The sequence below is a fragment of the Prevotella multiformis genome (assembly GCF_018127985.1).
Classification (GTDB): Bacteria; Bacteroidota; Bacteroidia; order Bacteroidales; family Bacteroidaceae; genus Prevotella; species Prevotella multiformis.
In genome coordinates this window covers 1284244-1310844 of sequence record NZ_CP072358.1, presented here as the reverse complement: position 1 = coordinate 1310844, position 26601 = coordinate 1284244, and the positions used below count along the sequence as shown (strand labels likewise).

Annotated in this window: 23 protein-coding genes; 17 read left to right on the top strand and 6 right to left on the bottom strand. The window is 49.1% G+C overall.

From position 1 onward, the window contains the following. Positions 1-95: 95 nt before the first annotated feature. The 12 genes from J4864_RS11430 to J4864_RS11375 all read left to right on the top strand — a co-directional run bounded on the left by J4864_RS11430 (position 96) and on the right by J4864_RS11375 (position 11609). On the top strand, positions 96-1868 hold the full coding sequence (locus J4864_RS11430; RefSeq protein ID WP_211814951.1) for a MutS N-terminal domain-containing protein: 1773 nt from the start codon (positions 96-98) through the stop codon (positions 1866-1868). Between the two features lie 61 nt (positions 1869-1929). After that, entirely contained in the window at positions 1930-2157 is a 228-nt protein-coding gene (locus J4864_RS11425; RefSeq protein WP_005847980.1) for a hypothetical protein, read from the top strand. Then, positions 2138-3457 carry an ArdC family protein gene (locus J4864_RS11420; protein WP_211814950.1) on the top strand — a complete coding sequence of 440 codons (1320 nt, stop codon included), beginning with the start codon at positions 2138-2140 and terminating at the stop codon, positions 3455-3457. Before J4864_RS11425 ends, J4864_RS11420 begins: the two co-directional genes overlap by 20 nt. 21 nt (positions 3458-3478) lie before the next feature. After that, positions 3479-4678: a toprim domain-containing protein gene (locus J4864_RS11415; RefSeq protein ID WP_211814949.1), complete on the top strand. Its 1200-nt coding sequence runs from the start codon at positions 3479-3481 to the stop codon at positions 4676-4678. Then, positions 4675-5397 carry a hypothetical protein gene (locus J4864_RS11410; RefSeq protein WP_211814948.1) on the top strand — a complete coding sequence of 241 codons (723 nt, stop codon included), beginning with the start codon at positions 4675-4677 and terminating at the stop codon, positions 5395-5397. Before J4864_RS11415 ends, J4864_RS11410 begins: the two co-directional genes overlap by 4 nt. 122 nt (positions 5398-5519) lie before the next feature. Then, positions 5520-6317 (top strand): topoisomerase C-terminal repeat-containing protein, encoded by a 798-nt coding sequence (locus tag J4864_RS11405; RefSeq protein WP_211814947.1) that lies wholly within the window; start codon positions 5520-5522, stop codon positions 6315-6317. A gap of 1 nt (position 6318) precedes the next feature. Beyond that, positions 6319-6828, top strand: coding sequence for a hypothetical protein (locus J4864_RS11400; protein WP_005847971.1), 510 nt, complete (start codon positions 6319-6321; stop codon positions 6826-6828). Between the two features lie 130 nt (positions 6829-6958). Continuing rightward, positions 6959-8164: an ATP-binding protein gene (locus J4864_RS11395; protein WP_211814946.1), complete on the top strand. Its 1206-nt coding sequence runs from the start codon at positions 6959-6961 to the stop codon at positions 8162-8164. A 914-nt stretch (positions 8165-9078) separates the two neighbouring features. Further along, positions 9079-9558, top strand: coding sequence for a hypothetical protein (locus J4864_RS11390; RefSeq protein ID WP_211814945.1), 480 nt, complete (start codon positions 9079-9081; stop codon positions 9556-9558). Between the two features lie 4 nt (positions 9559-9562). Then, complete coding sequence (locus J4864_RS11385; protein WP_005847961.1) at positions 9563-9784, top strand: hypothetical protein; 222 nt, start codon at positions 9563-9565, stop codon at positions 9782-9784. A 52-nt stretch (positions 9785-9836) separates the two neighbouring features. Then, positions 9837-10052 (top strand): hypothetical protein, encoded by a 216-nt coding sequence (locus J4864_RS11380; protein WP_044127191.1) that lies wholly within the window; start codon positions 9837-9839, stop codon positions 10050-10052. Positions 10053-11237: 1185 nt separating this feature from the next. Beyond that, positions 11238-11609 carry a hypothetical protein gene (locus J4864_RS11375; protein WP_005847957.1) on the top strand — a complete coding sequence of 124 codons (372 nt, stop codon included), beginning with the start codon at positions 11238-11240 and terminating at the stop codon, positions 11607-11609. Positions 11610-12156: 547 nt separating this feature from the next. Here the strand turns inward: J4864_RS11375 and J4864_RS11370 are convergent. From J4864_RS11370 to J4864_RS11355, 4 genes are all read right to left on the bottom strand, one after another. Beyond that, a complete protein-coding gene (locus J4864_RS11370) occupies positions 12157-12465 on the bottom strand; it encodes a helix-turn-helix transcriptional regulator (RefSeq protein WP_211814944.1) in 309 nt (102 codons plus the stop codon). 13 nt (positions 12466-12478) lie between these two features. Then, on the bottom strand, positions 12479-13027 hold the full coding sequence (locus J4864_RS11365; RefSeq protein WP_005847951.1) for a hypothetical protein: 549 nt from the start codon (positions 13025-13027) through the stop codon (positions 12479-12481). A gap of 63 nt (positions 13028-13090) precedes the next feature. Next, a complete protein-coding gene (gene dnaG / locus J4864_RS11360) occupies positions 13091-16204 on the bottom strand; it encodes a DNA primase (protein WP_211814943.1) in 3114 nt (1037 codons plus the stop codon). Between the two features lie 98 nt (positions 16205-16302). Then, complete coding sequence (locus J4864_RS11355; RefSeq protein ID WP_015310536.1) at positions 16303-16536, bottom strand: helix-turn-helix domain-containing protein; 234 nt, start codon at positions 16534-16536, stop codon at positions 16303-16305. 669 nt (positions 16537-17205) lie between these two features. Here J4864_RS11355 and J4864_RS11350 point away from each other — a divergent pair. After that, positions 17206-17925, top strand: coding sequence for a DUF6088 family protein (locus J4864_RS11350; RefSeq protein ID WP_005847946.1), 720 nt, complete (start codon positions 17206-17208; stop codon positions 17923-17925). After that, positions 17922-18857: a nucleotidyl transferase AbiEii/AbiGii toxin family protein gene (locus J4864_RS11345; RefSeq protein ID WP_246479480.1), complete on the top strand. Its 936-nt coding sequence runs from the start codon at positions 17922-17924 to the stop codon at positions 18855-18857. Before J4864_RS11350 ends, J4864_RS11345 begins: the two co-directional genes overlap by 4 nt. A 309-nt stretch (positions 18858-19166) precedes the next feature. On the opposite strand, the gene J4864_RS11870 is transcribed toward J4864_RS11345, so the two are convergent. Continuing rightward, positions 19167-19634: a hypothetical protein gene (locus J4864_RS11870; RefSeq protein WP_246479478.1), complete on the bottom strand. Its 468-nt coding sequence runs from the start codon at positions 19632-19634 to the stop codon at positions 19167-19169. Between the two features lie 548 nt (positions 19635-20182). Here J4864_RS11870 and J4864_RS11335 point away from each other — a divergent pair. Beyond that, complete coding sequence (locus tag J4864_RS11335; protein ID WP_211814942.1) at positions 20183-21556, top strand: ATP-binding protein; 1374 nt, start codon at positions 20183-20185, stop codon at positions 21554-21556. 542 nt (positions 21557-22098) lie between these two features. Here J4864_RS11335 and dinB read toward each other — a convergent pair. Further along, a complete protein-coding gene (gene dinB, locus J4864_RS11330; RefSeq protein WP_211814941.1) occupies positions 22099-23193 on the bottom strand; it encodes a DNA polymerase IV in 1095 nt (364 codons plus the stop codon). Positions 23194-23342: 149 nt separating this feature from the next. Here dinB and J4864_RS11325 point away from each other — a divergent pair, with 149 nt between their 5' ends. Beyond that, on the top strand, positions 23343-23963 hold the full coding sequence (locus tag J4864_RS11325) for a sugar transferase (protein WP_211815426.1): 621 nt from the start codon (positions 23343-23345) through the stop codon (positions 23961-23963). A 6-nt stretch (positions 23964-23969) separates the two neighbouring features. Beyond that, positions 23970-26591, top strand: coding sequence for an SLBB domain-containing protein (locus tag J4864_RS11320; RefSeq protein ID WP_007366607.1), 2622 nt, complete (start codon positions 23970-23972; stop codon positions 26589-26591). The last annotated feature ends 10 nt before the right edge of the window (positions 26592-26601 follow it).

Below are 26601 nucleotides of genomic sequence, written 5' to 3'. Positions count from 1 at the left end.
TGCATGGCCTCGGTGAGTGCTTTAACATTCTTCTCTCTTTGGCGAGTTCTTCTGTTGTAGAACCGTAGCGTTAAAGCACATCACGATAAGACAAGGTGGACAGAAAGAAAAACAAACATCTTGATTTCGACTACATCGTCAGCTCAGTGGCTGGCTATGCCAAGGTAGCTCCCATCGCCCGAAGGGTGAAGGCTGGGGACGAGATGGCCATTGCCCGGGCGGCAGAACTGATGGCGGCAGACGTGAGGAATGTGATGCCGATGGACAGACCTGTAGTGCTGGTTCCTATTCCCAATCGTACTGGTAGGGCTGGCTATACCAAGACGCTGGCCGAAAAGATTAGCGAAGCACTGCATCTGCCTGTCGTTGACGCGTTGGCAAGCAATACCCATGAGCCGCTTTATCTGGTGAAGAAAGCCAATGGCTCGCTCGATGAAGTGCCACTCTACTTCTATCGCATCCGCAAGGTGCCCAAAGACAAGATTCCCATTCTCATTGATAATGTGCTGGACACAGGACATACGGCCATGGCCGCCTACGAAGCGTTGGGTAGACAGGACACGTTGATGGCGGTGCTCGGTGATACGCATAAGTTCACACCCAACAAGTGGAAACCGGATATTTACCCTTTAATTGACAACAATATGGCAAGCAAGAAAAAAGAAGAGGTGCCGCAGCAAGCTACCCCAAAGATAGAGCCGACGGCTCAGACCGAGAAAAAAGCTGCAAAGAAAACATCGAAGCTCCCGAAGTCAAGCACATTGGCAGAGCTGTACACGAACATGAAGGAGAAGCATCCGGATGCCGTCCTGCTCTTCCGTACGGGAGATTTCTATACGGCATTGAACGCGGATGCCTCCAAGGTGGCTGACACATTGGCCATCAAAGCGACCAAGCCGACAAAGGCAGAAGACGGTTCTCTACAGGTGACATTCCCTCATCACGCTTTGGACACGAATCTGCCCAAGCTCATCCGTGCCGGTCTCCGCGTGGCTGTCGTGGACAGTCTGGAGAAGAAACAAAGTGTAGAGAAATCCGCATCGGTGGAAACGGAATCAAAGGCACAGGAAAAGAAAGAGGAAGGAAAGGCCGTGTACAAGTCGACTACCGTCAAGCAGGAACACCAGCCATGCGAGCCACAGATGGTAACGGTCAACGGCGACAAGGTCTCCCACGCCCATGCCTTCCAGTCGAAGGTGAATCCTGCTGACTGGTTCTATGTGGCACAACTCAACGGCAAGCAGCTCAACCCCATGAAGATGGATACTGCCGACATCGCTGCCTATCAGAAGCGGGAGGCGAAGGTGGAGGACATGATGCAGAAGTATTATCCTACCAAATTGGCTCCCAAGGTGTCGGTGGAGGAATACAAGGCAGCCAACATCCTCTCTGATGGTAGAGTCATCGACAAGATGACGGTGTATAAGGAGAAGGACGAGCAGCGTGCCTACTATGGCAAGTACAAGCTCTATGCGCAGGTGGGCGACCAGCGAATGTCTACACTTATGACCAAAGCGGATCAGAGTGCCTTCTTCGACCGTGTGACGACACCGGCGGCATTGGTGGAAAAGAACTTCGGTGAGCGGCTGCATTTGGCATCGGCATACTCGGCTTATCAGCTTCCTGCCAATATCAAGGTGGAGGATATCCGGGTGGCGAAGGACAACATGGACGGCAAGTGGAAGATTTCGGCTGCCGTGGGTGAGAATGGACGAACGGAGAAGAAGGCGATTTCCTTTGACGACGGCTTTTCGCTCTTACAAGCCAAGACTGTCACCCGTGAGCAGTTGGCCGCTAAGTATCTCTCGGATGACATCAAGGTGCTGTCGGGACAGAAACAAACCATCAGCAATGGGCTGAAGATGTAGGATTTGGCTATGATATAGTGAATATGGAATACAGAATACTGACAATATAAAATCAAAGAAAATGGCATATAGTTTTGAAGAGCTGGTTCAGCTCAAACAGGACAAACGTATCGGATGGCTTCAGTTCACCCTTGAAAGTGAGCATGCGGATGACTTTATGCAGTGGTGCAAGGATCACAATACGCATCCGAGTGAGGATACCGCTGAGTTCTATATGGAATCGGTGGAACTGAGCATGCAGGATAAGCAAATCTTGGCAGAGGACGACGATGACTACAGCTGGAACTGAAACGAAGAGCCTTAGTCAGAAAGCTGTGGACAGGTTCACGGAGATGATGATTGAGCGTATGGAGCAGATGAAGTCGACAGAATGGAAGAAGGGGTGGATTGGCAACTCGATCGCCCCTGGTGCCATGCCGCAAAATGTGTCCGGGCGCGGCTATTCGGGCAGCAACTCCTTCTTCCTCCAGTTGGACACGGCTCTGCGCGGCCACTCCATGCCCGTATATCTCACCTTCAAACAGGCCAATGACCTGGGGGCGCACGTCAAGAAGGGAGAATCGGCCATGCCGGTGCTTTACTGGGACATCATGGCAAGGGATAAGGACGGACGTAAAATCACCAAGGACATCTATCGCCAGATGAGCCTTGCGGAGCGGATGCAGGTGCAGACGATCCCTTTCCTGAAGGCTTATAACGTGTTTAATATCGACCAGACGAATCTCGCGGAGGTGAAGCCGGATAAGGTGGAAGCCCTCAAAAAATTGTTTGCCCCGCCTAAGATACGTGATACGGCAGGCATGTTCGCCAGTAAGGCTCTTGACCGTATGTTTGAACAGCAGGAGTGGATTTGTCCCATCCAATACGAAAAGCAGGTGCCAGGAGCATACTTCTCGCCCTCCAAAGACATCATCGTCATTCCGAGGAAGGAGCAGTTCAATATCGGCAAGACACCGGAGGAGGTGTATAAGGACGGTATGGAGTATTACTCCACGGCCCTGCACGAGATGGCTCACTCTACAGGGACGGAATCCCGACTGAACAGGGGCAGCCATGAGAAGTTTGGCGATGCCAAGTATGCCAAAGAGGAACTGGTGGCTGAGCTGACGGCAGCGATGGTGGGTAACTCCATGGGATTTGACAAACGCATCCTAGACAACAACGCGGCCTATCTCGATGGCTGGATCTCTACCCTCAAAGAGAATCCTAAGTTCATCGTGTCGGTGATAGCCGACGTGAACAAGGCTGCAAACATGGTGCTGGAAGAGGTGGACAAGCAGAAGATGGCCTTGGGCGAAGAGCCCTTGCTCGATAAGAACAGAAATCTATCCGCCGATACTACAAAGGATAAGATAGTTTTCGAGAACGCTTCCATCATCAAGCAGAATAGCGGAGACTATGCGGTGCGCGCCTCCTTCCAAGGCAGGGAACTGGGAGTCAAGCCGATTGACAAGAGTCTCGGCATGCTCTATTTCTCACTGTCGGAAGGGACTGAAAAGAATCGACTGCTCTTCCAGACTTTGGAAAAGAGCTATGGCGATGTGGTGCTGTCGCAGTCCCGAAAGCGTTCGCATCAGATAAAAGTCTAACTATAAATACTTACAGGTAGTATGGAGCAGACCGTAAACTTCAAAGACCTGAAAACGAAGGTTGGTGTTGATGACATTGCCTATTATCTGGGCTATCGCCTCGATCGCTCGGCTGGCGTGGGCAGATACATCGAAATGGTCTTGGCTGACACCACCGGTCATAAGGATAAGCTCATCATCAAGAACCCGAAGGAAAAGGCGGCACAGACCTATTTTCGGCGTAACGGGGCGAAAGGCGGCGATGTGGTATCATTGATACGTGAGAACCTTAACAGCTTCCACGAGTCTGGCAGAAACGAATGGGAAATCATCGGCAAAGTGATGGCTCGCTTTGCTAATGAGCCGATTCCTGACTATGGCGATAGTCAGTATCTCACGAAGGCTGGATATAGCGACAGTCGTGTGTTTGATCCGAAACGGTACGAGACGAAGGAGATTGGAAGTGATTTGTCGGAGGTGATGGCCTTCTTTGCCCAGCGTGGCATCAACGAGGATACGGTGGATGCCTTCGCTCCGTTCATCAAGCAGATAAGGGACAGCAGCCATACCACCTACAAGCAGTTCAACATCGGCTTCCCTTATACGGAGGCTGGCAAGGACAGGGTGGTGGGTTATGAGATCCGTGGCTTTGGTTCCTTCAAGAGTAAAGCGGCTGGTACCAATTCCACAACGGGTGCCTGGATAGCCGACCTCTCGCAGGGTGGAGAGCCTGCGGACATCCGGAATGTATATTTCGCTGAAAGTGCTTACGACATCATGGCGTTCTATCAGCTGAATCACCTTCGCTTGGATGCTGCTCATTCGGTGTTCGTATCGCTGGGCGGTACTTTCTCAGACGGACAGGTCAATAGCATCATGGCGCATTACCCGGAAGCCAGAGCAATGGACAGTTTTGACAACGATCTTTCAGGACGCATCTATGGCATCCGTATGGCTGCCCTGCTGGAGGGCATCCGCATGAATGTGCATAAGGAGGATAGTGAGGTAAAGATTACCGTTGGTGATAAGAACTTTGCCATTCCTAACGACCAGTTGTCAATCCGTGAGCTTCGCAAGCATATCCACATTCGCTATAATGTGGGTGAATGGAAGGCTGCCGAGAACTACAAGGATTGGAATGACCAGTTGATGGGCAAGCAGATGGAGGCTGTGGCGGTAGAGAACAAGTTTGTCAGAGACAGAAATTTGGCAGACAGGCGTGAGAAAAGAGTGGCCTTATGAAACGATTCTTTATCATATTATTGTTGGGTGGTCTGGCTTTCTGCCCGATGATGGCGCAGCAGACAGACCCGACGCTGACGGGTGCCGTGGTAGCGCAGAGCGAGATGCTGAAAAAGCTTTTCAAGGACCGCGAAAAGACGCAGAAGAAAATTATTGCGGCGGAAACGGCTGTTGGCGTGGCGATGGACAGGATGCACAAGGTGGAGGATAAGATGCTGGAGTATCTTTCCAATGCGCAGGGTGCCATGCAGAACCTCTATCAGATCAAGCGGGCTGCAGAACTGACGACCGTGGAGATTCCACGAAACATGAGCCTCCTGCACCGTTCTCTCCCTGGACATCTGAAAGGTACGGCCATCGCCCTCTTGGTGTCTGATGAGTTGACGGACGCTACCACGCAAATGGCTTCGCTCTATCCGTTTATGAGGCAACTGGTGACAAGCGGCACATACAACGTAAGTGGTTATGATGCCGCTGGAAAGCCTGTGAGCGAAAAGCACAAGGTGAACCTGCTGTCATCGGCGGAACGGTATTACATTGCCAACGAGGTGGTGACGAAACTCGAAGCCATCAATACAGATCTGTGGCTACTGGCATGGCAGGTGAGGACGTACTCGTGGAACGACCTTTGGTTCGGACTTGATCCTGAAGGTTGGGCCACGGTGATGTCGGGAAAGGCGATTGTGGATGGACTGGTCTATGAGTGGAAATACATCTGACCGACCTGAATATGGGCAAATTTCTGTACTTTTGCACTTGCTACACTTTGTTATTTCGAGGAAGAGCAGTACAAACAGCGGATTTGCCTAGTAATCATTAAACTTTAAGAAATAACAAAGATATGAGTGATACAAATAACTTAATGATTTGCCCTGTTTGCGGCAGAGGTACAATGGTACACGACGAGCAGGGCTGGAAGTGCAGTGAGCAGTCCTGTGGATTCGTTATCCCTGATCGTTTGTTTGATCTAGAGATGACGGAGGAACTGGTGACGCAGCTCGTGAAGCATGGACATACTGGGGTGCTATCTTTGCAAAACAGAGACGGCCAACATTTTAAGGCGGCTCTCGTCATCCGTAATGGAAAGGTGGCGGTATCATCAGGTGTGCATTACATCGATGGGGTGTGCCCGATATGTGGAGGTAGGATGCGCAAGACCTCGAAGGGCTACCGATGTGAGAACTCCCTTGGCGAGCATCCTTCGTGCGACTTTATGATTCCGGGTATCATCTGCAACCGTAGGATTACGGAGCAGGATGCCGTGGAGTTCCTGAAGGGTAAGCACATCGCCCTGGAAGGCTTTGCCTCGAACGAGTGGAAGATGTTTGCCTCGTCGTTATCAATAGCCGAGGGTAAGGTGAAGTTGGAGTCGCGCGTCACGAAGTGTCCGCATTGCGGGGGCGACCTACATGTCGGGCTGAAGGCAAACAACTGTGCCAATTATCGCAATGCCGAGCACCCCTGCAAGTTCTCCATCTGGCGAAATATCAGCGGCCATACCGTTTCGGTGGAGGAGGTGAAGCAAATTTGTGAACAGGGCGTGACCAAGGACAGCATAGAGTTCTACAAGGAAGACGGTACCGTGTACTACAAGCGTCTGCAACTAACGCCTGAAAAGGACAGGATTATCATGATTTGAGATGAAGCACATTAGAATACAACTCTCGTTACTATTGGGCATCACTGTGCTCATGGCATCGTGTACGGACAGGAAAAAGGAACTACAGCAACGCGCAGAGGAGAATCTGCGGCAGTCGGTGGAGTACCCCAAGCAGTTGAACATCGTGGCGGTTTCTGAACCAGACTCGGCATTTGGCTTTAGCTATTTTACCCAAAAGGAGAAGGCGGGTATCGTCCGTATCATGAAATCGGTCACTGACAGCATTATGAAACGTACCGACAATATGCAGTCGCTGGACATCAACGACTTCTATGTGATGGATCTCGCCGAGAGGCAAATGCGTGCCAACTCGGACATCAGGCAGATGCTCAGTCTGGCAACCAACAAGAAAGAATGGACGGGGTGGAAAGTGAAGATCGACTATCAGGCGGTAACGCATCATGGCATGAAGTATAATGCCGAACGGTGGTTCTTCATCAGTAAGGATGGCAAGGCGGTGGTAAGGACGTTTGAACTGCCGCTGCCATAGCTTCCTTGCTTTTGATATCAGAAAGCAGAATAAACAAAAATAACTTTTAGAAAAGTGATTTTCTTTATAAAAATCGCTTTTCAAAAAGTTATTTCGTATATTTGCATCCTCATCCTTCAATCAACGAGATATGGAACAAAATGATGTTTTTCCCCTGCTGACCACCTATCACCGCAGGTTGGCCATGACGGATATGCGGTTCATGCGATTCTTGCATGACCGAATCAACTGGAGATCAAGGCTGATAGGTATACGCGGCTCACGAGGCGCCGGAAAGACCACCCTGCTCCTGCAGCACATCAAGCAGAGCTTTGCCAACGTCGATGATGCCATTTGGATCTCGCTTGACAATATCTGGTTCAAGACCCATAGCCTCCCAGAACTCATTGAATACTTTTACAGCCACGGCCTGAAGCATCTCTTTGTGGACGAGGTGCACAAATATCCCGATTGGGTTGTTGTGCTGAAAAACATCTATGACAGTTATCCCGACCTGAACGTGGCCTACACGGGCTCGTCCATGCTGGAGATAGACAACTCCAAGACAGACCTTTCGCGCCGCCAGTCGCTGTACACACTGCCCGTGATGTCGTTTAGGGAATACCTGGCCTTTACCGGCATCGTGGAGGTAGCTCCCCTCACATTAGAGGATCTGTTGCGCGACCATGTTGCGCTGTCCATGGATTTGGCCTCCAAGGGGAAGATGCTGAAGACTTTTGGCGAATATCTGGACAAGGGATGCTATCCGTTCTTCCTGGAGGCCGGCGACGACTACTATATGCGGCTCGCCGCCACCGCGTCGCTGGTCATTGAGAGCGACATGCCCGCCGTGGAGAACGTGTCCTACGCCACGGTGGAGAAAACGAAGAAGCTGCTGGCCGTCATCGTACAAAGCGTGCCGTTGGTGCCCAATGTCAACAAGCTGGGGCAGGCTCTGGAAACGACACGTGACAGTTGCCTGAAGATGCTTTATACCCTGGACAAGGCGCAAATTATCTCCCTACTGACCAAGGTCGAAAAGAACTACAAGCACCTGTCCTCTCCTGAAAAGATTTACCTGGGCAACACCAATCTCATGGCGGCTCTGGGGACAAGCGTCAATATCGGCAACCGACGCGAGACCTTCTTCAACAACCAGCTTCAGGCGGTGGCCAACGTAACCATGCCACAGATAGGAGATTTCCTGGTGAACGACAAATATCTTTTTGAGATGGGAGGGGCAAGCAAGAGCTTTGAGCAGATCAAGGATGAGCCCAACAGTTTCCTGGCCATTGATGACATAGAGATGGGTTCAGGAAACAGAATCCCGCTTTGGATGTTCGGGCTGTTATACTAATGTACCTTTTTCTTAGGACATATCCAAAGTACACTCTGAGCTGTACGATGAAAGAATCCTGTCCTTCTGTAATAGAAAGACGGGATTTCTCTTCTTCAAAGCTTTCTCATACCTTGAATATTTTTAGTAATGGAATAGTGAGAATAAAAAGACTGACAGGTGGAGTCGGACCACCTATCAACTTCACAACGAAAAGTGATTAAATCCAATTTGCCAGTCTTGATTTTCAGATGTTCAATTGTCTGCCCCCTAAAGTTCCTGTTTTCTCACTTTCTCTGCAGCCCCAAGCAACTTAAACTCGTATTTGAGTTCGTTGTTAAGAGTTGGACACTACAGTTTGTCGTGATAGGAAGACTACAAGTTGACAAAACATAATACAAAGGATGCGGCAAGAATTAAATTGCCAATTTTTTTCTTTGTAGATTGAGCCATCCTTTTACACTCAATCTACGCATGATAAATAAATTTATTCATCGTATATTTGTTTTAAGGCCGGTGATAGCATAGGGCTGGTGCGTCGGTCGTGTTTATATTTGCCCTTCGGCTACAAATATACGAAAAAACGCCTAAATAAAACGAGATTCATTTGTTATTATTTCCAAACTTTTTTATGGAGATAGTTACTTCTATTCTTTACCCAGCCTCTTCTTCTCGCCAGCACTCATTTTCTTTGCAAAGTTACGGCACCAGGAAGAATGGCAAGTACCACTTCGCTATGGAGGATAAAACTTGTTGGCAGCCTTCCGCAAAAGATGCTCTTTTGGGTATTCCACCAACTTTCATTCTCCATCGCTTGCCTTTTCTCCTGTTGGATGCCGTATGCTCTTGCACGAAAATCGAGTACCGGCGGAGAAGTCTGAAGACTTCACAAAAGGGAAAAGATTAAGATTTATAACCTCTTAAAATGATAAGTTATGCACGCATGGATTTTTCAATTATCAGAAGAACGCATCGAGGGCTATCTCTGTGAAGATACCTTGTTGCAGGGTGATGGCAGCGATTACGACTATTGTGCAGCCATATCAGAGGAGGAGCGGAAAAGAGCCGTTTACTCGCTCATGGCTCATATTCTGCCATTGGGCATGTTCTGCCTCAAAGATGAAACGACGTTGGTGTATCAAGGTGGTTTCGAGCAGTGGAAACGTGAGTGGGTGGAGCGTATTCAGACAAGGGCGGAAAACGTAAACACGGAAAACGTGATGAACTTTTGCGGTGAGGTGTACCAGTTGGAGACCGAGTTAGAAAATCCGCTGGGAACCGATGCTCACTTCTACCTCTGCAATGACGACTATCAGACCTTTGCGGAGAAGTCGGCGGAGTTGATGCGAATGGTGGAGCATCTGACGGAGGGCGACAAACTTTATATCGGTGGTATCATTGATTTTCATTTCTAAGCGTATGGACAACATCAGTATTTTCTCGATAGAGGGCGTTGATGCAAGGGAGATATGTAATGCGCAGTTAGGCGATGCTCTGTTTGCACCTTGTAGTGTGTGCGACAAGTGGAAAGGTGATTTTCCGTCAGTAGATAACCTGTTTTACGGATATGTGGAAGATGACATTTTCTACAACTATTCCGATGACGAGTTTGAGACCCACGTCAATGCGATGTTTGACTAAGTGGAACCAGGAGTGTGCCGAGCTTTCGGCATACTCCATAATTGATACAACGATGAAGAAAATTTATTGTGTACCGGCAAGATACATTTTCGAGGGGACTTTCAAAGTGGAAGCAGAGAGCAGTGAGGAAGCTAAGGATAAAATCCTGAAACACTGTGGCATGGTCATGGGCAGTGGCATACAGACTACTCTGCCAGACCATGAGGTTGATTGGAAATTCTGCAACCACCCCTACAAGCAGGTGGGCAGAATAAGCAGGGAGAAGTAAGGCGTGGCTGGGCATATCTGAGAGGTATGCCCGGCTTTCAAAAAATCGGGCAGCGGTCACAGTCCGCTGCCTGCTTGGGAGATATTTGTCCACTTGGATAATGCTTAGTTGATATAAAAGTCTTGTTTTTGACGTAGAAAACAAGACAAATGTACGAAAAGACACTTTTCCCTATAAGCCGTATCTCGCTATCACGTCATAAATGAGTGTGATGGCGAGATACCGCTTTCATCGCTCCGTCGGGACACAGAGCGACAGGGGAGAGCGGTTGGGGCGTTTTGTGCTGAATGGAGTGTATAGGCATGGTACAGGAAGGATAGGCTACCGCTGTTCCGCTCGTCAAGGACTTATCGCCCATGACAACTTCACAACCCCGCCCATCTTACTTCCTGCTCCGTGCCTATGCACACCATATCGCACTTAGGAACTTAGAAGAATTATCCCTATTGGCAAAACCACTGCATTTGCAACCATTTCGTCATTAGAGATGATCGGTATTTGGATCGGCAAAAACTATCATCGTGTTCGTTTCACCTTTTGGTAGTCCTGATATTATGAAGAGCTATCTTCCCTGAAAGCCGTATCTCCATTCATTGCGCATGGAGCAGCAATCATTACGATACCGCTTTCATCATTCTTCAGGGACAAAGAATGACAAGGGAGAGAGGTTTGGTCATTCCGTGCGCAGCAAGGCCAGTGATGAGTTGAAGATGCCACATTACATTTCAGACTTGTAGCAAGATGCCCAAGCATCATTGCTTGCAGTTCTTCCATTCCATTTCCAGCTATCTTCAACCCATTACCTGCCATAGCGCACGCTTTGTTTTGAGCAACCAACCTTCTTCGGTGATTATCTATTTTCTTCGCGAAGTTCGCTATTGGCACATTCTGGTCAAGTACCAGTGCCTTATTTCCTGTTTTTTATTGGCAGCCTTCCCAGATTAAAATTTGGGTATTCCAATAAAAACTCAGGAAATTCCTTGCCCTTGAATGTGTCGCCCAACAGCAACTGATTGCTCGAAAATAGTTTTCCCCGAAGAAGTCATTAGACTTCACAAGAGGGAAAAGAATCAAAGGTAACGGGGTGGCTCACCACTGCTCCACAAATACTTTGCAAATGAGGGCAATGGAAAGTTTACTTTCACATTGCCGAGTGAAGCTAAGCATTATCCAATAGCATTTTATATGGCAAATCGTTTGATGACGGCTGAACTCGCCGAACAGCTGAAGAACTTCCCTCTTTATTCTCAGGACGGGAGGCAAAAGGACGCCACTTGCGTCTGTGTGTTTGAAATTGGACTCATCCGGTGGTATGTACTGGAAGGGCAGCCGGAAGGCGACGACTTTACTTTGTTCTGTATCGTCGTTGGCATGGCTGAAACGGAGTATGGCTATGCCTCTGTAAAGGAGATGGAAGGTATTACGGTGGATGGCTCACGGTATGGACTGGGCATGTTGAGCATTAAGCAGATGCCGGACTTTAGGCCCTGTCCCCTTGCTGAGATACAGGACAGGCGACTACAGGACTTCCTGTCAAGGCTATATGCCGAGCAGTAACGAAAAGACTTTGCAGGCAAGAGCAAAGGGAGCTTGCTCCAACTTTGCCGAGTGAAGCCAAGCATTATGCAAAGGCGGAGTTTCCGCCTTTTAATTTTTTCATAGGGCACATATATTTTGGCTGTCTTGGCTGTCTTATTTGTCTTTTTATCATAAGTCATTGATAATCAGAAGATGTTTGTTCTCAGAGAATAAGACGAGGTTCCAATAATCGTGACTTTCGAGGACAAAATCAGAGAAAGCGGCAAAAAATAGACAGTAAAAGACAAAGCAAGACAGAAAAAGAAACTTTGAAAATGCACCTAAATCATTGAATGTCAGCAACAAGACAAACAAAGACAAGCAAGACAGGAAATTTCAGGTTTTTCTGAGAAAAAACACGCGGATAAGGGCCAAGGGGGCTGTCCCAGGTTTACCAAGTTCAGCTAAGTATCATACAAATGCCTTGAAAGAAAAACCGCCATGACTGGAGGCTTTCCCAATCATGACGGCTTTAGAGAGTACCAGCCTACACGGCAGCCGGTATTTTATGGTGCGGCATAGCGCTTCATACCGCTTCTACCTCGCTGGGAAGCAAATGAAGTGAGAGGGCATCCTCTATTTTACAGAGCGTCTCGATGGAGAGGTTCTCTTTCCCTCGGAGTATCTTTGACACATACTGCTGCGAACAGCCCATTCGCTGGGCAAGTTCTGTCTGGGTAAGATGGAGTTCGTCCATCTTGTCGAGCATGAGCATCGCTATACGCTGCGAGTGGCGGAGCCACGACTTGTTGGCCTGGCGATATTCGGCAACCTCACGCCAGCGAGATGGTGTCTTGCTCTCGTGCGCTTCCAGTTTGTTTATAATTCGGTTCATATTTGCCTCCTTTTTATATTGTAGTTACATAATCTATAAAAGAATCATCGTCAATAATATCCTCATTCAGAAGAAAACGGCGGACTTTTTCCAGTTTTGTCAATTCTGCCTTTGTATGGTCTCGCTCTTCCATTGTGAGCGTCAGTTTAATAGCTCCACCAGTGATGACATAAACACCTTGTGATAACTTGATAGCATAGATGCGGAGCCATGAAGAATGACGAACCGTGCGTTTCAGCCTGGCTTTTTCCTTGCCGAGCACCATTTCCGAAGTACGGAAGTTTTCCAATGGGTGAAACAGCGATTCTAAGTCGGAATCAGGCTGCAAGTCCAGCATCAGACATTGCAGTTGATCGCTGTCATCTATTGTATCTTCAATGGCTTGGTTGATGTCCGTCACCTTAAAGTAGGCTGTCAGATCAGCCCAATTATCACGGAAGAACTGTCGAAGCCACATTACGTCGCTCCATTTGTCAAATAGCTTATAAAGCGCATTGTCGGTGTCCCCGTCGTAGCGCACTGCCCATAGACGGCCGTCATCTGTAATTTTATCGAACGTCATGTTCTTTCCTTTCTGTTGCAAAGATAAGTTATATATTTGAATTATACAACTCACAGGTTGTATTTAACTATTATTTTCCTCCCCCGTCATCTCCAGATTGATGTCAAAGGCCTCGACGAGCTTTTCATAGTCGAAGCAGTAGGAACGCTGCTGGACGGACATCTTGGTAGGCTGTCCCTTGGCATCACGGTGCTCAAAGTTGAGCACCTGGTTGCCTTTCTTGACGACGTGGTAGGTCATGCGCTGCTCGCCGAGGTATCCCTTGTTGTTTTCAAGGTAATATTTCAGCGATTCTTCGGGTAGGGAGGTCTCGCCGTTGCGATGGGCATTGAGCTTGTAGAGCATGAAGATGCGGGTCTTTTGCAAATAGAGAATCTTATGCGGCGCTGCCCATTCCGTTCCCTTGACGGTGCTGGAATGGAAACGGGTAACACTGCGTATCTTGAAGTCGGCTCCCTCACCAATTTCGCCCTCGCTGTTGAGGAACTGTACCATGCGCCAGAAGCTGCCCAGCTCGTCGTTGGTCTTGCACTCCAAGTTCTGACGGATGATACCGTCTATCGTGATGTTGAAATACTCGGCATAGGTCAGCGGGATGTCGATGTAGGTTTCCAGACAACGGAATACGGTCAAGGGAATCACCCAGTTCAATATAATACGGTCGATGACGGTACACCCAGCAAGACGGCTGTTCACCTCGTCCATCGTCTGGCGGTACATATCATAGAATACCGGAGCCAGCTTCTCCCGCAAGGGGAGTAGCTGGAGGGTGAGGTGGCTCATTCCCTTGGAGCGCATCTGAAGCAGTGTCTGGTAGTTGTCCTTCTCTGCTTGTGTGAAATCGGATTTGGGAAATGACAGGAATATCAGTCGGCTGAAAAGGGCGATGTCGGCCGTGGGCATCTCCTGCCCGGAGATGATCACACCGGCATTCACGGCGGTGGTCTCCTTCTTCTTGTCGGCGGCCATGTTCATGCGGGTGCGTCCCGTACCATCCCATAGCCCCTTGATGAACTCTACCTTGAGGGTATCGATACCATTCTTGTACTCGTCGATGTGTACCAGGGCATTGGCGGCGGCAGCCACGGTGTCGTTGAGGGCGGGAATGGTGGAGTTCTGGATATTCGGCGGCACGTTGTCTATCATGAACAGCGACATGAGCGTGGTGCCCATCTCGCTTTTGCCTGAGCCTTTGGGTCCGAAAAGGTCGAGGATGGGAAAGGAACGGGAGGCGAGCTTCACAATGTCACGAAAGAGCGTGGCAAGATAAAAACAGAACCCGACCCTGCCGTTATCCCCAAAGACGAGGAATAGCTGGCGTGTAAACTCATGCAGGGAGACCATGGAGAAATGGAGGTGGACGAACTGCCGCTCAAACTTGAAGTAATCCGTTTTCTCCTTATATATCTTGGAATAGGCGGGCAGATAGTAGTTGCCCTTGTCGCCCAGGCGTACAATGCCGTAGTCATCTACCGCATGAAAGCCCTTGCCGTCGAAGATTCCATTGCCGAAAGCATAAAACCCCTTTCTGTTCCAGCCCAATTGCTTGACCTGCATGGCGGTCTCCGTCTTTTCGTAGAGGTAGCATTTGAGTTTGGTCAATTCTTTGTCACCGGCTTTCCATACGAAATTGCCTAAGGACTCCACTTTCTGCTTGAACTTCTGCAAGGATATCAGGTCTTCCTGTTCCAATTCCACCAGCTCTTTCACCCCCAACTCGTTTTGCAGGACATAGATGCGCTTGGCCATCAGCGGGTCTTTGATATGGAAGAGGGACTGCATGGTGAAATTGCTCCATTCATAGATGCCGCCTTTCTCGGTGGTGGAATAGTATTTGGAGTGTTCGGTCCAGAAACCATACCGTCGGTGGGTGTCGGTCTCCTGTTCTTTGGGCTGTCCCTTGCGTGCCGATTCGCTCTCGATGGCTTTTTTCCAAAAGAGCTTTCCACGATGATATCTGGTGAGTGCATCAATATACATGGAGAGTTTGGTGTCATCTTCGACAAAGGTGAGCAGGTAGGCTACTTGCTTGACGGCATCACTCTTCTGCTCCGTATTTTGGCTGCGGACAAAGAGTTTGGCTGCCATCCAGAGAATGAAGTCGGTTTCCTCCGCTTCCCTGAAGGTCTGCATCATCTGGAAATAGCTGTCAGGATCCTGCTTCTCTCCATCCTTTCCCTCCGGGATTTCCTTGACGGAGACAATCAGGCCCTGTTCCATGGCCATACGCCCAGCCTTCATGATGGCACTTATGCCTGTCCCAAAGGCTTCCCCGTCTTTGGGAGGGTCACGGTCAGGAAGGAAACAGACCCTGTCTGCTGCCTTGTGTATCAGCGCAAACTGCTCTGCCGTCCAGTTGGAGCCAAGGTCGGCTACAGCGTTCCCCACGCCAATCAGCTGAAGGCGCATACAATCTGGTGCGCCCTCCACTAGGTATAGCTTCCTCTCCCTACCCGCTGCTTTCCATGCTACATCCAGGCCAAACAGGGTGCTTCGCTTGTTGTATAGCAAGGATTCCTTGCTGTTGAGATATTTCGGCTGGCTGTCGTCCATCACACGGGCGGTAAAGCCTATGATGTGCTGGAATCGTGAACGGATGGGGATGACGATACGATGTTGGAAGAAGTCATACCCTTGCTTGTTGATCAGCCCCAATTCCTCCAAGAACGCTCTCTGAAGTGGGAGCCGTGAAAGGCTCTTGCCCTCCTGCGGTGCAAAACCGATGGATATTTCATCACAGTATTTCTTCCCCCAGCGTTTGTAGGCGTAGTTCTGCGCAGCCTTGTCGTTCAGAAACTCCATGCGATAGAAGTCATGCACTTTCTCATTGACAATCAGCAAGGACTCCCTCTTCAGCCGCGCCTGCTTCTCCTCTATGGTTTCCTCACGTTCCTCCACCTCTATGCCATACTTCCTGCCCAGCCATCTTACGGCCTCCGGGTAGGACATATTCTCATGTTCCATCAAAAACGTGATGGCATTGCCGCCTTTCTTGCAGCCGAAACAGTAGAATATTCCACGATGGGGAGTTACGGTGAAGGAAGGTGTGTTTTCTTGATGGAACGGACACAAGGCCTTATAGTTTGCACCGCTCTTTCGCAAGGGTATAAACGTTTCAACGACCTCCTCTATCCGGGTTCTGTCGAGTATCTTCTCTATGATTGCTTTTGGTATCATCCTCTAATCGTAAAAATCATAAAAATGCCTTGACTGACCGGCTTCACAGCAGGTCAGTCAAGGTCTTGCTACTTAGTCACTTGTTATTTAGAGGATTGCTAAGTATCTCTCAGTCCAGCCACGAGTTCCGACTTCAGGATATACCAGCAGCGCCCCATCTTGTGGGCAGGGATAAGCCCATTCTCGATGCGTTTGCGAATGGTACACTCTTTGCGTCCGAACATTCGGGCGATGTCGGGCACGGTATAAACCGTGTCCGAGGCGTTTACAATACCATGATTCCAGACCTGGTCGTTACTCGTACTCTTTTCCTTCCTCCCAGGGCTCTTCACTGTAGAAGCCGGTGGGCAGTTTGTCTTTCCATTCATTTTCATCTGCTAATGTGTCTAATTCGAGGGTTCTCTGTTCTGTACTAATGGCATAGATAGCCATGCGGTGGGCATAGCTGTTATAAGAGACATGGAGGAATTTACCTCTTTCCTCACCCCAGAAGCGGTTGTACCTGCTTGCTAAATTACGCACGGTATGCGCCTGGGCAGGTGGGATGTTGGCTACTCACAACTCTCCGATACCGGTTCCATTGATCCATGCTGAGGGATGGATTACCTTTTCTACTTTTACTTTCATCTTAATGAAATTTAGTCCGTAGCGACATTGCTCCGGTATTCAAAAGTAGAAAGATTCCGGTCCCCGTTTTTGAGGGCAAATCGAATAGCATTAAATTCGTTTCCTGTCATTTTGTACTTGTTCCTTTTGATTTAATGCTGCAAAAATATAATCAAAAAATATGGAAAAAGAGAGAAAAGGCATTAAAACTTGCCAACCAACCAACTTTTTAACACTACATGGCAGGTTCTAAGGGGATTTTGTAAGATGGTATAGGGCTCTTTAATAGCACTCGCATCAGCAATGTTAGTAACATATAGAACAAAAAAGTCTTGTTTTTTACGTAGAAAACATGACTTTTTTGCTATCTTTGCAGTCGTAAGATAGTGAAGTCTATGATTATCGCAAGACAAGTAAAACAGAAAATCGAGACCATACCCGAAGGCGTGGTACTTGGTATCAAGGACTTTCAGGTGGAGACCCAATATGAGCCTACCCTCGTGAAAGTCTTGAATCGGCTTGTGAAGCAGGGCGACCTCGAAAGACTGTCCAAAGGGAAATATTATAAGCCTAAACGTACCATGTTCGGCTTGCTGAAGCCATCGGCTTCCGAGATAGCCAAGGATTTACTGGAGAGAAACGGAGAAATCATTGGTTATATTACAGGTACGACTGCTTTCGCTGGTATGGGGTTGACTACGCAAATTGCTTCTTCTATCGTGATTGGTACAAACAAATACCGGCGTCCTATTAAAAGAGGCGAATACACCATCAGGTTTCTTGTGCAGGATAATCAGATTACGGAGAAGAACATACCGCTGCTTCGCATTTTAGACGCCATTCGGCTTATCCGTGAGATTCCCGCGACCACGCCAGATGAAAGCATTGCTGTCTTGCAAAAGACAATGTCCTGCTTGCCTAAGAAGGAACAAGACGAGTTGGTGTCGCTGTCGAAAAGTTATACTCCTTACGTGAGAGCTTTGTTGGGAGCCATCCTGGAGAGTGTCGGAGCTGATGTAGACGATTTGAGGAATACCCTCAATGGAGTTACCACCTACAAGCTCCCTGTCTCCATTCAATCATTGCCAACCAAAAACAATTGGAACATCGTATGAAACTACACGAAAACATTCAGCTATTTCATGACGCTATATTGGCCGCCTCGCAATCGAAAGAAGATGGCGGCTTGGGCATCAAAAGCATATTCATAGAAAAAGATTATTGGATATGTCGATCGCTTTCCCTGATGGTTAAAGGCGACCCTGAGCATAAGGCTGTTTTCAAGGGAGGAACCAGCCTGACCAAGGCGTATGGCATCGGTGCCAGGTTCTCTGAAGATATTGACATTGCCATTGCTGAAGCATGGACGATGAGTGGAAATCAGCTGAAGAACCTGATACGTAAGACATCCAAGAACATGACGGAAGGATTGCAGGAAAAAGTAATTCCCGGTGCCACCAGCAAAGGATCCCATTACCACAAGGCCTACTATACCTATCCGCGGGCTGTCAATGAAGAACAGGTCGGGGCAATAAAGGCCGGTCAACTATTGGTTGAGATTAACTCCTTTGCCAACCCATATCCGGTTCTGCAATGTCCCCTTCAGAGTTTCCTCACGGAGTTCTTGATGAATACAGGCAATTCGCAGTTGGTTACGGAATATGACATGCAGCCGTTTCTCGTTCCCGTTCTTGACAAGAGACGCACACTGACGGAGAAACTGGTCTCGCTGCTCCGTTTCTCACTGGCAGATTCCCCAATCTCCGAATTACAAGCCAAAATCAGGCATTTTTATGATTTGCACTTTCTGTTGCAGGATAATGAATGCCGCACCTATCTGAACAGTACGGATTTCAAAAAAACTTCCAGACCTTATTTGATCACGACAAGCAGAGCTTTGACAAGCCACAAGGTTGGCAAGACCGAGACATCACGGACTCACCTCTTGTTACAAACCTCCAGGGTCTGTGGGCTAAATTGCAAGAAACCTATCTCAGGGAATTACCCGATTTGGCATACCAACAGATACCGGATGTTCTTTCCATAAAGATCAGTATGCAGGAGATGATAAGCAAACTTGTAAATCAATGAACAGGGTTATCAGTCACGGCCTAAAAATATAATAAGAAGATATTTCTTCATCTGAAAGAAAACCATTATCTTTGCAACGTTATTTAGAGGAGGCAAGATGTTCTCGAAACACACAAAATCCTCTTCTTTTCATTCTGCCTTGTCTCTTAAAAAATGTAGAAAGGCATGAGCTCTTTGAAAGCAGTTAAGGATGCAATTTTCCCCCACATTAGTGTCATGGGGTCTGACCCCTTTTGTGACCCCGCTTTTTTGCGCTACAAGTGCGCTACACGCATTTTACGCCCAAACTCTCTATGTGATGTAAATCATTGGTTAATAGGAACTTTGGAAAACGCAGAAGGCCGACCCCAAACGGATCACCAGATATTAAAAAGAGGGTTTCAGCAATGAAACCCTCTTTTCTGTTTATACACAGCCACTTGTTAGCTGAATGGTTATGCAGAATGTTGAACCTGTGGCTGACAGGACATAACAGGAATTTATCTCCATTAAGTTCATTTTTACGTTCTTCTTGCGAAACAACATAAATACCCATGCGCTCGGCCTCTTGATTGTAGGCAACATGGACAAACCAGCCTGTCCGACGACCATACCTTGTATTATACTTACTGATAACATTTCTCACACCGTGCTCTTTCTCAAAAGACACATTGGCAACTTTTAGTTCGTCAATCTTCATTTTACGCACCCATTCTAAGGGACGGACGAGTCGTTCTACTTTAATCTTCTTCATATCGATGAATTTTAATTATACCAGGCAATATGCGACGGCGCACTGAAGTAAGAACGATTCGCCCATTACCAGGTGCTGTAACGATGTGCAAGAATCCATCTACTTCCATTGCACGATATCACTTGGGTAATCACATTTTCATGATTTCACGGTTCGTTGCTGCAAAAATATAGACAAATAAATGGAGCAAAGAGAACAACCCCGCAACCACTGCCAACCAACCAGTTATTTAACTTTTGAGCATAGGAGGCTACAGGATAGGATGTGATTTCCTTGGGAGTACCTTTTCCGTTTGTGCAGGCATAATCGCTTTTTCCAAGGTATATCTGTTTACAAGAGGAACATCATTCATGGGATTCACTCTACCTATACAGATATTATGTTTGGCAAACATTATCTTTCAAAAACATAATCCTATCGAGAATTAAAATTATCGGCAATATTGTGTGTGGATATGGACATAAATTATTATCTTTGCAAAACATAATGTTTGGCAAACATAATTATCCGTGACATGGAATTTATAGATAGAATAGAAGAAAACCGCTATGTTCAAGCGCACGCTGAGCCTTAGCCGACCTGTCCTTATCGTGATTTACGGTAGGCGGCGTATCGGTAAATCAGAACTCATCAAGCATGTTCTGACCGAACAGGATGTGTACCATCTGAGCGAGGAAGCACAGACGCAGCAGCAGATAGACTCTTTTGCCAAAACCGCTTCATTTACGCTTGACGGATTCGACCATGTAACCTACCATGATTGGGAAACGGTGCTCACCTCTATCAATCTATATGTCGGGGAAAACACATCGGTTTGCTTAGATGAGTTTTCGTATCTTGCCAAGAGTGATCCTACACTGCCTTCCATCATTCAACGATTGGTGGACAACAAAAAACTGAAATACAACCTGATTCTTTGTGGTTCCTCCCAACTGATGATGCACTCGTTGGTACTCAATGAAAAATCACCCTTGTACCAACGCTGTGCTTGGCAGCCAAAGCTGAAACCGCTGCGCTTACCTTACATTAAAGAGGCCTTGCATTGTTCCGACCAGGAGGCTGTTGAGGAATATGCCGTTTGGGGTGGCGTGCCACGCTACTGGAAACTTCGTGCCGACTTCGACAGTTGGGAAGAGGCGGTGCGCAATCTGTTAGTCAACAATTACGGCACACTGTATGATGAACCAACTCGGCTACTCCGTGATGAGCGTCGTGATACGGCCACTTCTTTCTCATTGCTCACCACAGTGGGTAATGGGGTAAACCGAATCTCAGAGATTGCCGGCCGTATGCAGCAGCCTGCGACCAACCTTTCCCAGCCCATCAGCATACTGACCGACTTGGGCTATGTGGAAAAAGATATACCCTTTGGCGACAATCCGAAGAGCAGCAAGAAGGGACTGTACCGCCTTGGTGACAACTTTCTTTCCTTTTATTATAGGTTTATCAATCCCAACAAATATCTTATCGAATTAGACCGTCAGGATCTCGTAATGGATATAATCCGTAAGGACTTCAGCACATACGTTGGTCAGGTATGGGAAAAGATCTGTCGCAACTTCGTAACAGGTAATGAAATCGATGGCGTAGTTTATGGCATCGCTTCACGATGGTGGGGCAGCATACCGAAAGAGGACGATAGCAACGATTATGAGCAGATTGAACTTGACCTTGTAGCCGAATCACTCGACAAGAGACACATTCTCGTGGCAGAATGTAAATGGCGAGAACGTGACGAGGCACTAAGCGTATATGAGCAATTAACAAGCCGTGCCAGCCGTCTACCCTTCGTAAAGATGGGGCAAAAAGTACATACGGTGTTGTTCCTCAAAACTGAGACCCAAACCAATGTGCCATGTTATTATCCGAAGGACATCATCGTGTCCATGCTTCAGCAAGATTCCTCAAATGACAAAGCATGATGTCAACATTCTTTAGTCGGTAACTTTTGCAAAGTTCTGGAAACGCTATGCAAAGAAAGAGGTATAAAATCTTCACAAAGCATTGCACTGCCAATATCTAATGACAGGTATCAGGGAAACTTGACAATTGCCTGTTATAAGGAACTAAAATGGGATTTGAAACTTTCATGGATTGGCGAGCTTTGTATTGTTATTTAGAGGATTTCAGTTGTGCCGATAAAGTATCTTTCCAAAGAGCTTCATTCAGACTATTCCCCCGACAATGATCTTTGATTTAATTAACGGCAGATTTATTCTGGTTATTGCGACATACTGTGTAACAAGCGGATGACTGCCTTCATGCGAGAAATGGTTTCCCGATGCCGATACCGCTAAAAACTTTGACGGAGTTTACTTTTCAGGCAGACAGAATCTGCTTCCTCCTGGCAAGGAAACAGCACGCTGGACGATTGAAAGAGAATGCCGAAGATACAGCATAAAAGCAAAAAGGGGGAACAAAGAGCTGACAGGATTCATCCGTGTCGGCATGGCGGCAAGGAACCTCAGAACAGGTTTTCATCAAAAGGAAGCAGCCCTTCCCTCCAGACAGGCCTGCCGGGGGCATCCGCTTTTTCAAAGACAGGCGACGAAACCGACAACCCCATCAGACGGACAGGCCGGTCATGGTATGCCGTCTCTCCCAGCAGGCGCTTGGCAAGCGGCAGAATATCGTCCTTGGTGCGAAGGACACGTTCCTGCGTCAGACTGCGTGTTATCTGTGACGCAGCATCCCATTTCAGCTTCAGCGTAAGCGTGCGTCCCTCAAAACCACTTCGTGCCAGCCGTTCGACAAGTTCCAGAACGATGTGATACAGCTCAATGATAATCTTTGACTCGACATGGATATCCTCCAGGAAAGTACGCTCGCAGCCCACCGATTTCCGTTCATGAAAAGCGACGACGCACCGGTTGTCGATTCCGCGTGAAAAGTCATAGTAGACATTCCCCATCTTGCCGAACACCTGTACGAGGTGCCGGCGTGAGACCTGCCGCAGCTGTCCGCCGGTGAACACCCCCATGTCGTGCATACGCTTCGCCGTCTTCGGCCCGATTCCCCACAGCTTCTCCACCGGGAGGCTGCCGATAAAACCGAGCGCACGGTCGGGATGCACCGTAAACAGGCCGTCGGGTTTGCGCATATCAGAGGAAATCTTCGCCAGCAGCTTGTTATAGCTGACGCCGGCCGAAGCGGTCAGCGAGGTGCGGTCAAGAATCTTCTGCTTGATTTCCCGGGCAATGTCCACCGCCAGTTCCATCCCTTTCTTGTTTTCCGTCACATCGAGGAAAGCCTCATCCAGCGAGATGGGCTCGACAAGGTCGGTATATTCGTGGAAAACAGCATGAATCTGCCGGGAGACGGCCTTGTACCTGTCGAAATGACAGGGGACGACGACCAGATGGGGGCAACGCCGCCTGGCCTGCGCCATCGGCATTGCCGAATGGACACCGAAAGGACGTGCTTCATAGCTGGCAGTAGAGACCACACCGCGCGGTCCGTCGAAGCCCACGGCGATGGGCTTCCCACGCAGTCCAGGATTGTCTCTCTGCTCCACCGAAGCAAAGAAAGCATCCATGTCAATATGAATTATCTTGCGCATTATGTTACAGTCCTTCCCCTGCAAAGATACAGAGAACAGAGGAAAGATAGGTATTTCTGACTGATAAATAAATAAAAAACCGTATCTTTGCAACAAAATAACGGAAATGGAGTTATTATAACAAAATGACTAAAGGAGACAAACTGGAAATGATAGAAGACAACGGACACGATGCCATGGGAAAGGTGCAACGCTGCATCAAACGAGGCTTCGACCTTGTGGCGGCCTTCGCAGGCATTGTCGTCTGCTCGCCGGTCTTCCTCATCATCAGTCTTCTCATTACGTACCAGGGCAACGGCCCGGTGTTCTTCCGGCAGATACGCATCGGCTACAAAGGCCGCCCTTTCGCCATCTTCAAGTTCCGCACGATGAGCAGCGTCGTCGAGGAAGAGGGACCGCAGCTCGTTGCCGGATGCGATGAGACGAACTCCACACGCTTGGAACAGTTCCTGCGCGGTCATCATCTGGACGAGCTTCCGCAGCTATGGAATGTGCTGCGCGGTGATATGTCGTTCGTCGGACCGCGCCCGGAGCGCAAGTTCTTCATCGACAAAATCATGGAACAGACCGACCGCTACCGTCTCATCTACCAGATGCGGCCCGGCCTGACATCGGAAGCCACACTCTACAACGGCTATACCGACACAATGGAAAAAATGCTCCGTCGCATGGAGATGGACATCCACTATCTGGAGCACCGCACGCTGCGGCTCGACCTGGTCATCATCGGCAAGACAATTCTCAACATCGCTACTGGAAAGAAATTCTAAACAAAAATGAAAAGATACATACTGTTCGTATTGCTCACGATATGCACCCTGAACGCCTTCGCACAGTCGTCCATGACGGACACACAGGTCATGGAATTTGTGCAGAAAGAGCACAAACGAGGGACATCCCAGGCACAGATCGTCACGAAACTCATGCAGAGCGGCGTGGACATATCGCAGATACGCCGGGTGAGGGACACCTACGAAAAGATGCAGAAAGGCAATGCCGCCTTCGGCGCGACAACCGAAAAGACAGCGGCCGACCGGAGCCGTACGAACAACGGACAGCTGCATCCGGGCAAGAGCAGACGGCAGATTGCCGATGCCACGCTCGACAGCTACAACACGGAAGAGCAGGAAGTAAACCGATACAGCGACGGGCGTGTGTCGGCGAACCGGTCATGGACAAATACCTACGACGAGAACGACGGCGAATACCTGAAGATGCAGGAGGAGATGAACGCCTGGATGCCGCAGGACACGGCCACGATGTACAACAACCTCCTGAAACAGCTGAGCCGCAACCGGAAGAAGGTATGGGGGCGTGACATCTTCAACAACAAGAGCCTCTCGTTCGAGCCGAACATGAACATGGCACTGCCCCGCAATTACCGCATAGGACCGGGAGATGCGGTATTCATCGACGTGTATGGCGCATCACAGAAATCTTACCAGACGACTGTCGCGCCGGACGGCATCATCACGCTGGACGGCTTCGGCCCTATTCAGGTGAGCGGACTGACCGTTGCACAGGCGAACAGCCGCATCCGGGAGAAACTGGGCCGGCGGTACAGCAGTTCGAGCATACGCCTCTCCGTAGGCCAGACACACACCATCATGGTAAACGTCGTCGGCGAGGTGAAGACACCGGGTACTTACACGCTGTCGGCTTTTGCCACTGTCTTCAATGCACTCTACATGGCGGGCGGTATCGGCGAACTGGGGACACTGCGCAACATCAAGGTATACAGAGGAGGATCGCTCATCAGTACGGTTGATGTCTACGACTTCCTGCGCCGCGGCCATCTGACTGGTAATGTACGGCTGGCGGACAATGATGTGATTGTCGTCGGTCCGTATGAGATGCTGGCACAGGTAAGCGGCAAGGTGAAACGTCCGATGTTCTACGAGATGAAGCGTGGCGAAAGCCTCGGCACGCTGATCAGTTATGCCGGCGGCTTCGCCGGCGATGCCTATACCCGGTCGGTGCGTGTACGCAGAAAGACCGGCCGCCAGTACTCCATCTTCAACGTCAATGAGTTCGATATGCGCAGCTTCCGTGTGTCCGATGAGGACTCGGTCAGCGTCGACTCCGTCATTCCACGGTACGAGAACATGGTCGAAGTGAAAGGAGCCGTGTTCCGTCCGGGGATGTATGAGGTCGGCGGACGCATCAACAGTGTGCGTGGACTGATCGAGGCGGCAGACGGACTGACGGAAGCTGCCTTTTCCCCGCATGCCGTTCTGCACCGTAAAAAGGCCGACCGGACACTGGAAGTGATTTCCGTTGACGTAGACGGTATCCTCACCGGACGTGTGGCGGACATCCCGCTCCAGAACGAGGATGTGCTCTTCATTCCCACCAAGACAGAGGTGCAGGAACAGCAGACCATCACCATCCACGGCGAGGTGCTCTATCCCGGTGTATACAAATATGCTGACAACGAATCGCTGGAAGACTTCATCCTGCAGGCCGGCGGACTGAAGCAGACAGCCTCGACGGTCCGTGTAGATGTGTCGCGGCGAATCAGCAACCCACAGGCTCTTGCCCCCGACTCTGTCATCGCACGTACCTACTCTTTCTCCCTGCGCGACGGATTCGTCATTGACGGTGCGCCGGGCTTTGTCCTCGAGCCGTTCGATGAGGTATATGTCCGCAAAAGTCCAGGCACGAATGTCCAGCAGAACGTAAGCATCGAAGGGGAAGTGGTGTTTGCAGGCAACTATACGCTGACCTCCCGCAGGATGCGCCTGAGCGACATCTTCAAGGCTGCCGGCGGCGGGACGGAACTGGCATATATAAAAGGTGCGCGGCTGGAACGCCGCCCGACACCGAGTGAACGCCTGCGCATGGAAGCTGCCTATAAGATGCAGCAGGAACAGCAGCGCAAGAACATGATCGACCTTGCTGTGAAGACGAAGAACGCCACCATTGTACAGGCGGTACAGGAAAACGACAAGAAGACGCAGGAGAAGTTCCAGGTACCCGACAGCTATCCCGTAGGTATCGAACTTGACAAAGCCATCGCCAACCCAGGGGGCGATGAAGATGTCCTCCTTCGGGAAGGCGACCGTATCATCGTCCCGCAATACAACGGAACTGTCAAAATCAACGGTGCCGTCATGTATCCGAACACTGTCGGCTACGTTGAAGGGAAGAGTGTCGCATACTATATCGACCAGGCCGGCGGCTTTGCCAGTGATGCGAAGAAAAGCAACACTTACATCCTCTACATGAACGGAATGCTTGCCAAGGTCGGACACAACGCCAAGGTACGTCCCGGCTGCGAAATCATCGTTCCTACGAAGATACAGAGCAGGATGAGCCTTGCCGAGACGCTCAGTGTCGGATCCAGTGCGGCCAGCATCGCAGCCGTCATCGCCACGATTGCCAGCCTCTTGAAATAGTAAAGAAAGG

Excerpts from the sequence above, each read along its gene's own strand:
- J4864_RS11400 (WP_005847971.1), top strand. The coding sequence starts at position 6,319 with ATGAAGCACATTAGAATACAACTCTCGTTACTATTGGGCATCACTGTG.
- J4864_RS11375 (WP_005847957.1), top strand. The coding sequence starts at position 11,238 with ATGGCAAATCGTTTGATGACGGCTGAACTCGCCGAACAGCTGAAGAAC.
- J4864_RS11350 (WP_005847946.1), top strand. The coding sequence starts at position 17,206 with ATGATTATCGCAAGACAAGTAAAACAGAAAATCGAGACCATACCCGAA.
- dnaG (WP_211814943.1), bottom strand. The coding sequence starts at position 16,204 with ATGATACCAAAAGCAATCATAGAGAAGATACTCGACAGAACCCGGATA.
- J4864_RS11405 (WP_211814947.1), top strand. The coding sequence starts at position 5,520 with ATGAGTGATACAAATAACTTAATGATTTGCCCTGTTTGCGGCAGAGGT.
- J4864_RS11380 (WP_044127191.1), top strand. The coding sequence starts at position 9,837 with ATGAAGAAAATTTATTGTGTACCGGCAAGATACATTTTCGAGGGGACT.
- dinB (WP_211814941.1), bottom strand. The coding sequence starts at position 23,193 with ATGCGCAAGATAATTCATATTGACATGGATGCTTTCTTTGCTTCGGTG.
- J4864_RS11870 (WP_246479478.1), bottom strand. The coding sequence starts at position 19,634 with ATGAAGAAGATTAAAGTAGAACGACTCGTCCGTCCCTTAGAATGGGTG.
- J4864_RS11415 (WP_211814949.1), top strand. The coding sequence starts at position 3,479 with ATGGAGCAGACCGTAAACTTCAAAGACCTGAAAACGAAGGTTGGTGTT.
- J4864_RS11370 (WP_211814944.1), bottom strand. The coding sequence starts at position 12,465 with ATGAACCGAATTATAAACAAACTGGAAGCGCACGAGAGCAAGACACCA.
- J4864_RS11320 (WP_007366607.1), top strand. The coding sequence starts at position 23,970 with ATGAAAAGATACATACTGTTCGTATTGCTCACGATATGCACCCTGAAC.
- J4864_RS11410 (WP_211814948.1), top strand. The coding sequence starts at position 4,675 with ATGAAACGATTCTTTATCATATTATTGTTGGGTGGTCTGGCTTTCTGC.
- J4864_RS11420 (WP_211814950.1), top strand. The coding sequence starts at position 2,138 with ATGACTACAGCTGGAACTGAAACGAAGAGCCTTAGTCAGAAAGCTGTG.
- J4864_RS11425 (WP_005847980.1), top strand. The coding sequence starts at position 1,930 with ATGGCATATAGTTTTGAAGAGCTGGTTCAGCTCAAACAGGACAAACGT.
- J4864_RS11385 (WP_005847961.1), top strand. The coding sequence starts at position 9,563 with ATGGACAACATCAGTATTTTCTCGATAGAGGGCGTTGATGCAAGGGAG.
- J4864_RS11335 (WP_211814942.1), top strand. The coding sequence starts at position 20,183 with ATGTTCAAGCGCACGCTGAGCCTTAGCCGACCTGTCCTTATCGTGATT.
- J4864_RS11345 (WP_246479480.1), top strand. The coding sequence starts at position 17,922 with ATGAAACTACACGAAAACATTCAGCTATTTCATGACGCTATATTGGCC.
- J4864_RS11325 (WP_211815426.1), top strand. The coding sequence starts at position 23,343 with ATGATAGAAGACAACGGACACGATGCCATGGGAAAGGTGCAACGCTGC.
- J4864_RS11395 (WP_211814946.1), top strand. The coding sequence starts at position 6,959 with ATGGAACAAAATGATGTTTTTCCCCTGCTGACCACCTATCACCGCAGG.
- J4864_RS11390 (WP_211814945.1), top strand. The coding sequence starts at position 9,079 with ATGCACGCATGGATTTTTCAATTATCAGAAGAACGCATCGAGGGCTAT.
- J4864_RS11365 (WP_005847951.1), bottom strand. The coding sequence starts at position 13,027 with ATGACGTTCGATAAAATTACAGATGACGGCCGTCTATGGGCAGTGCGC.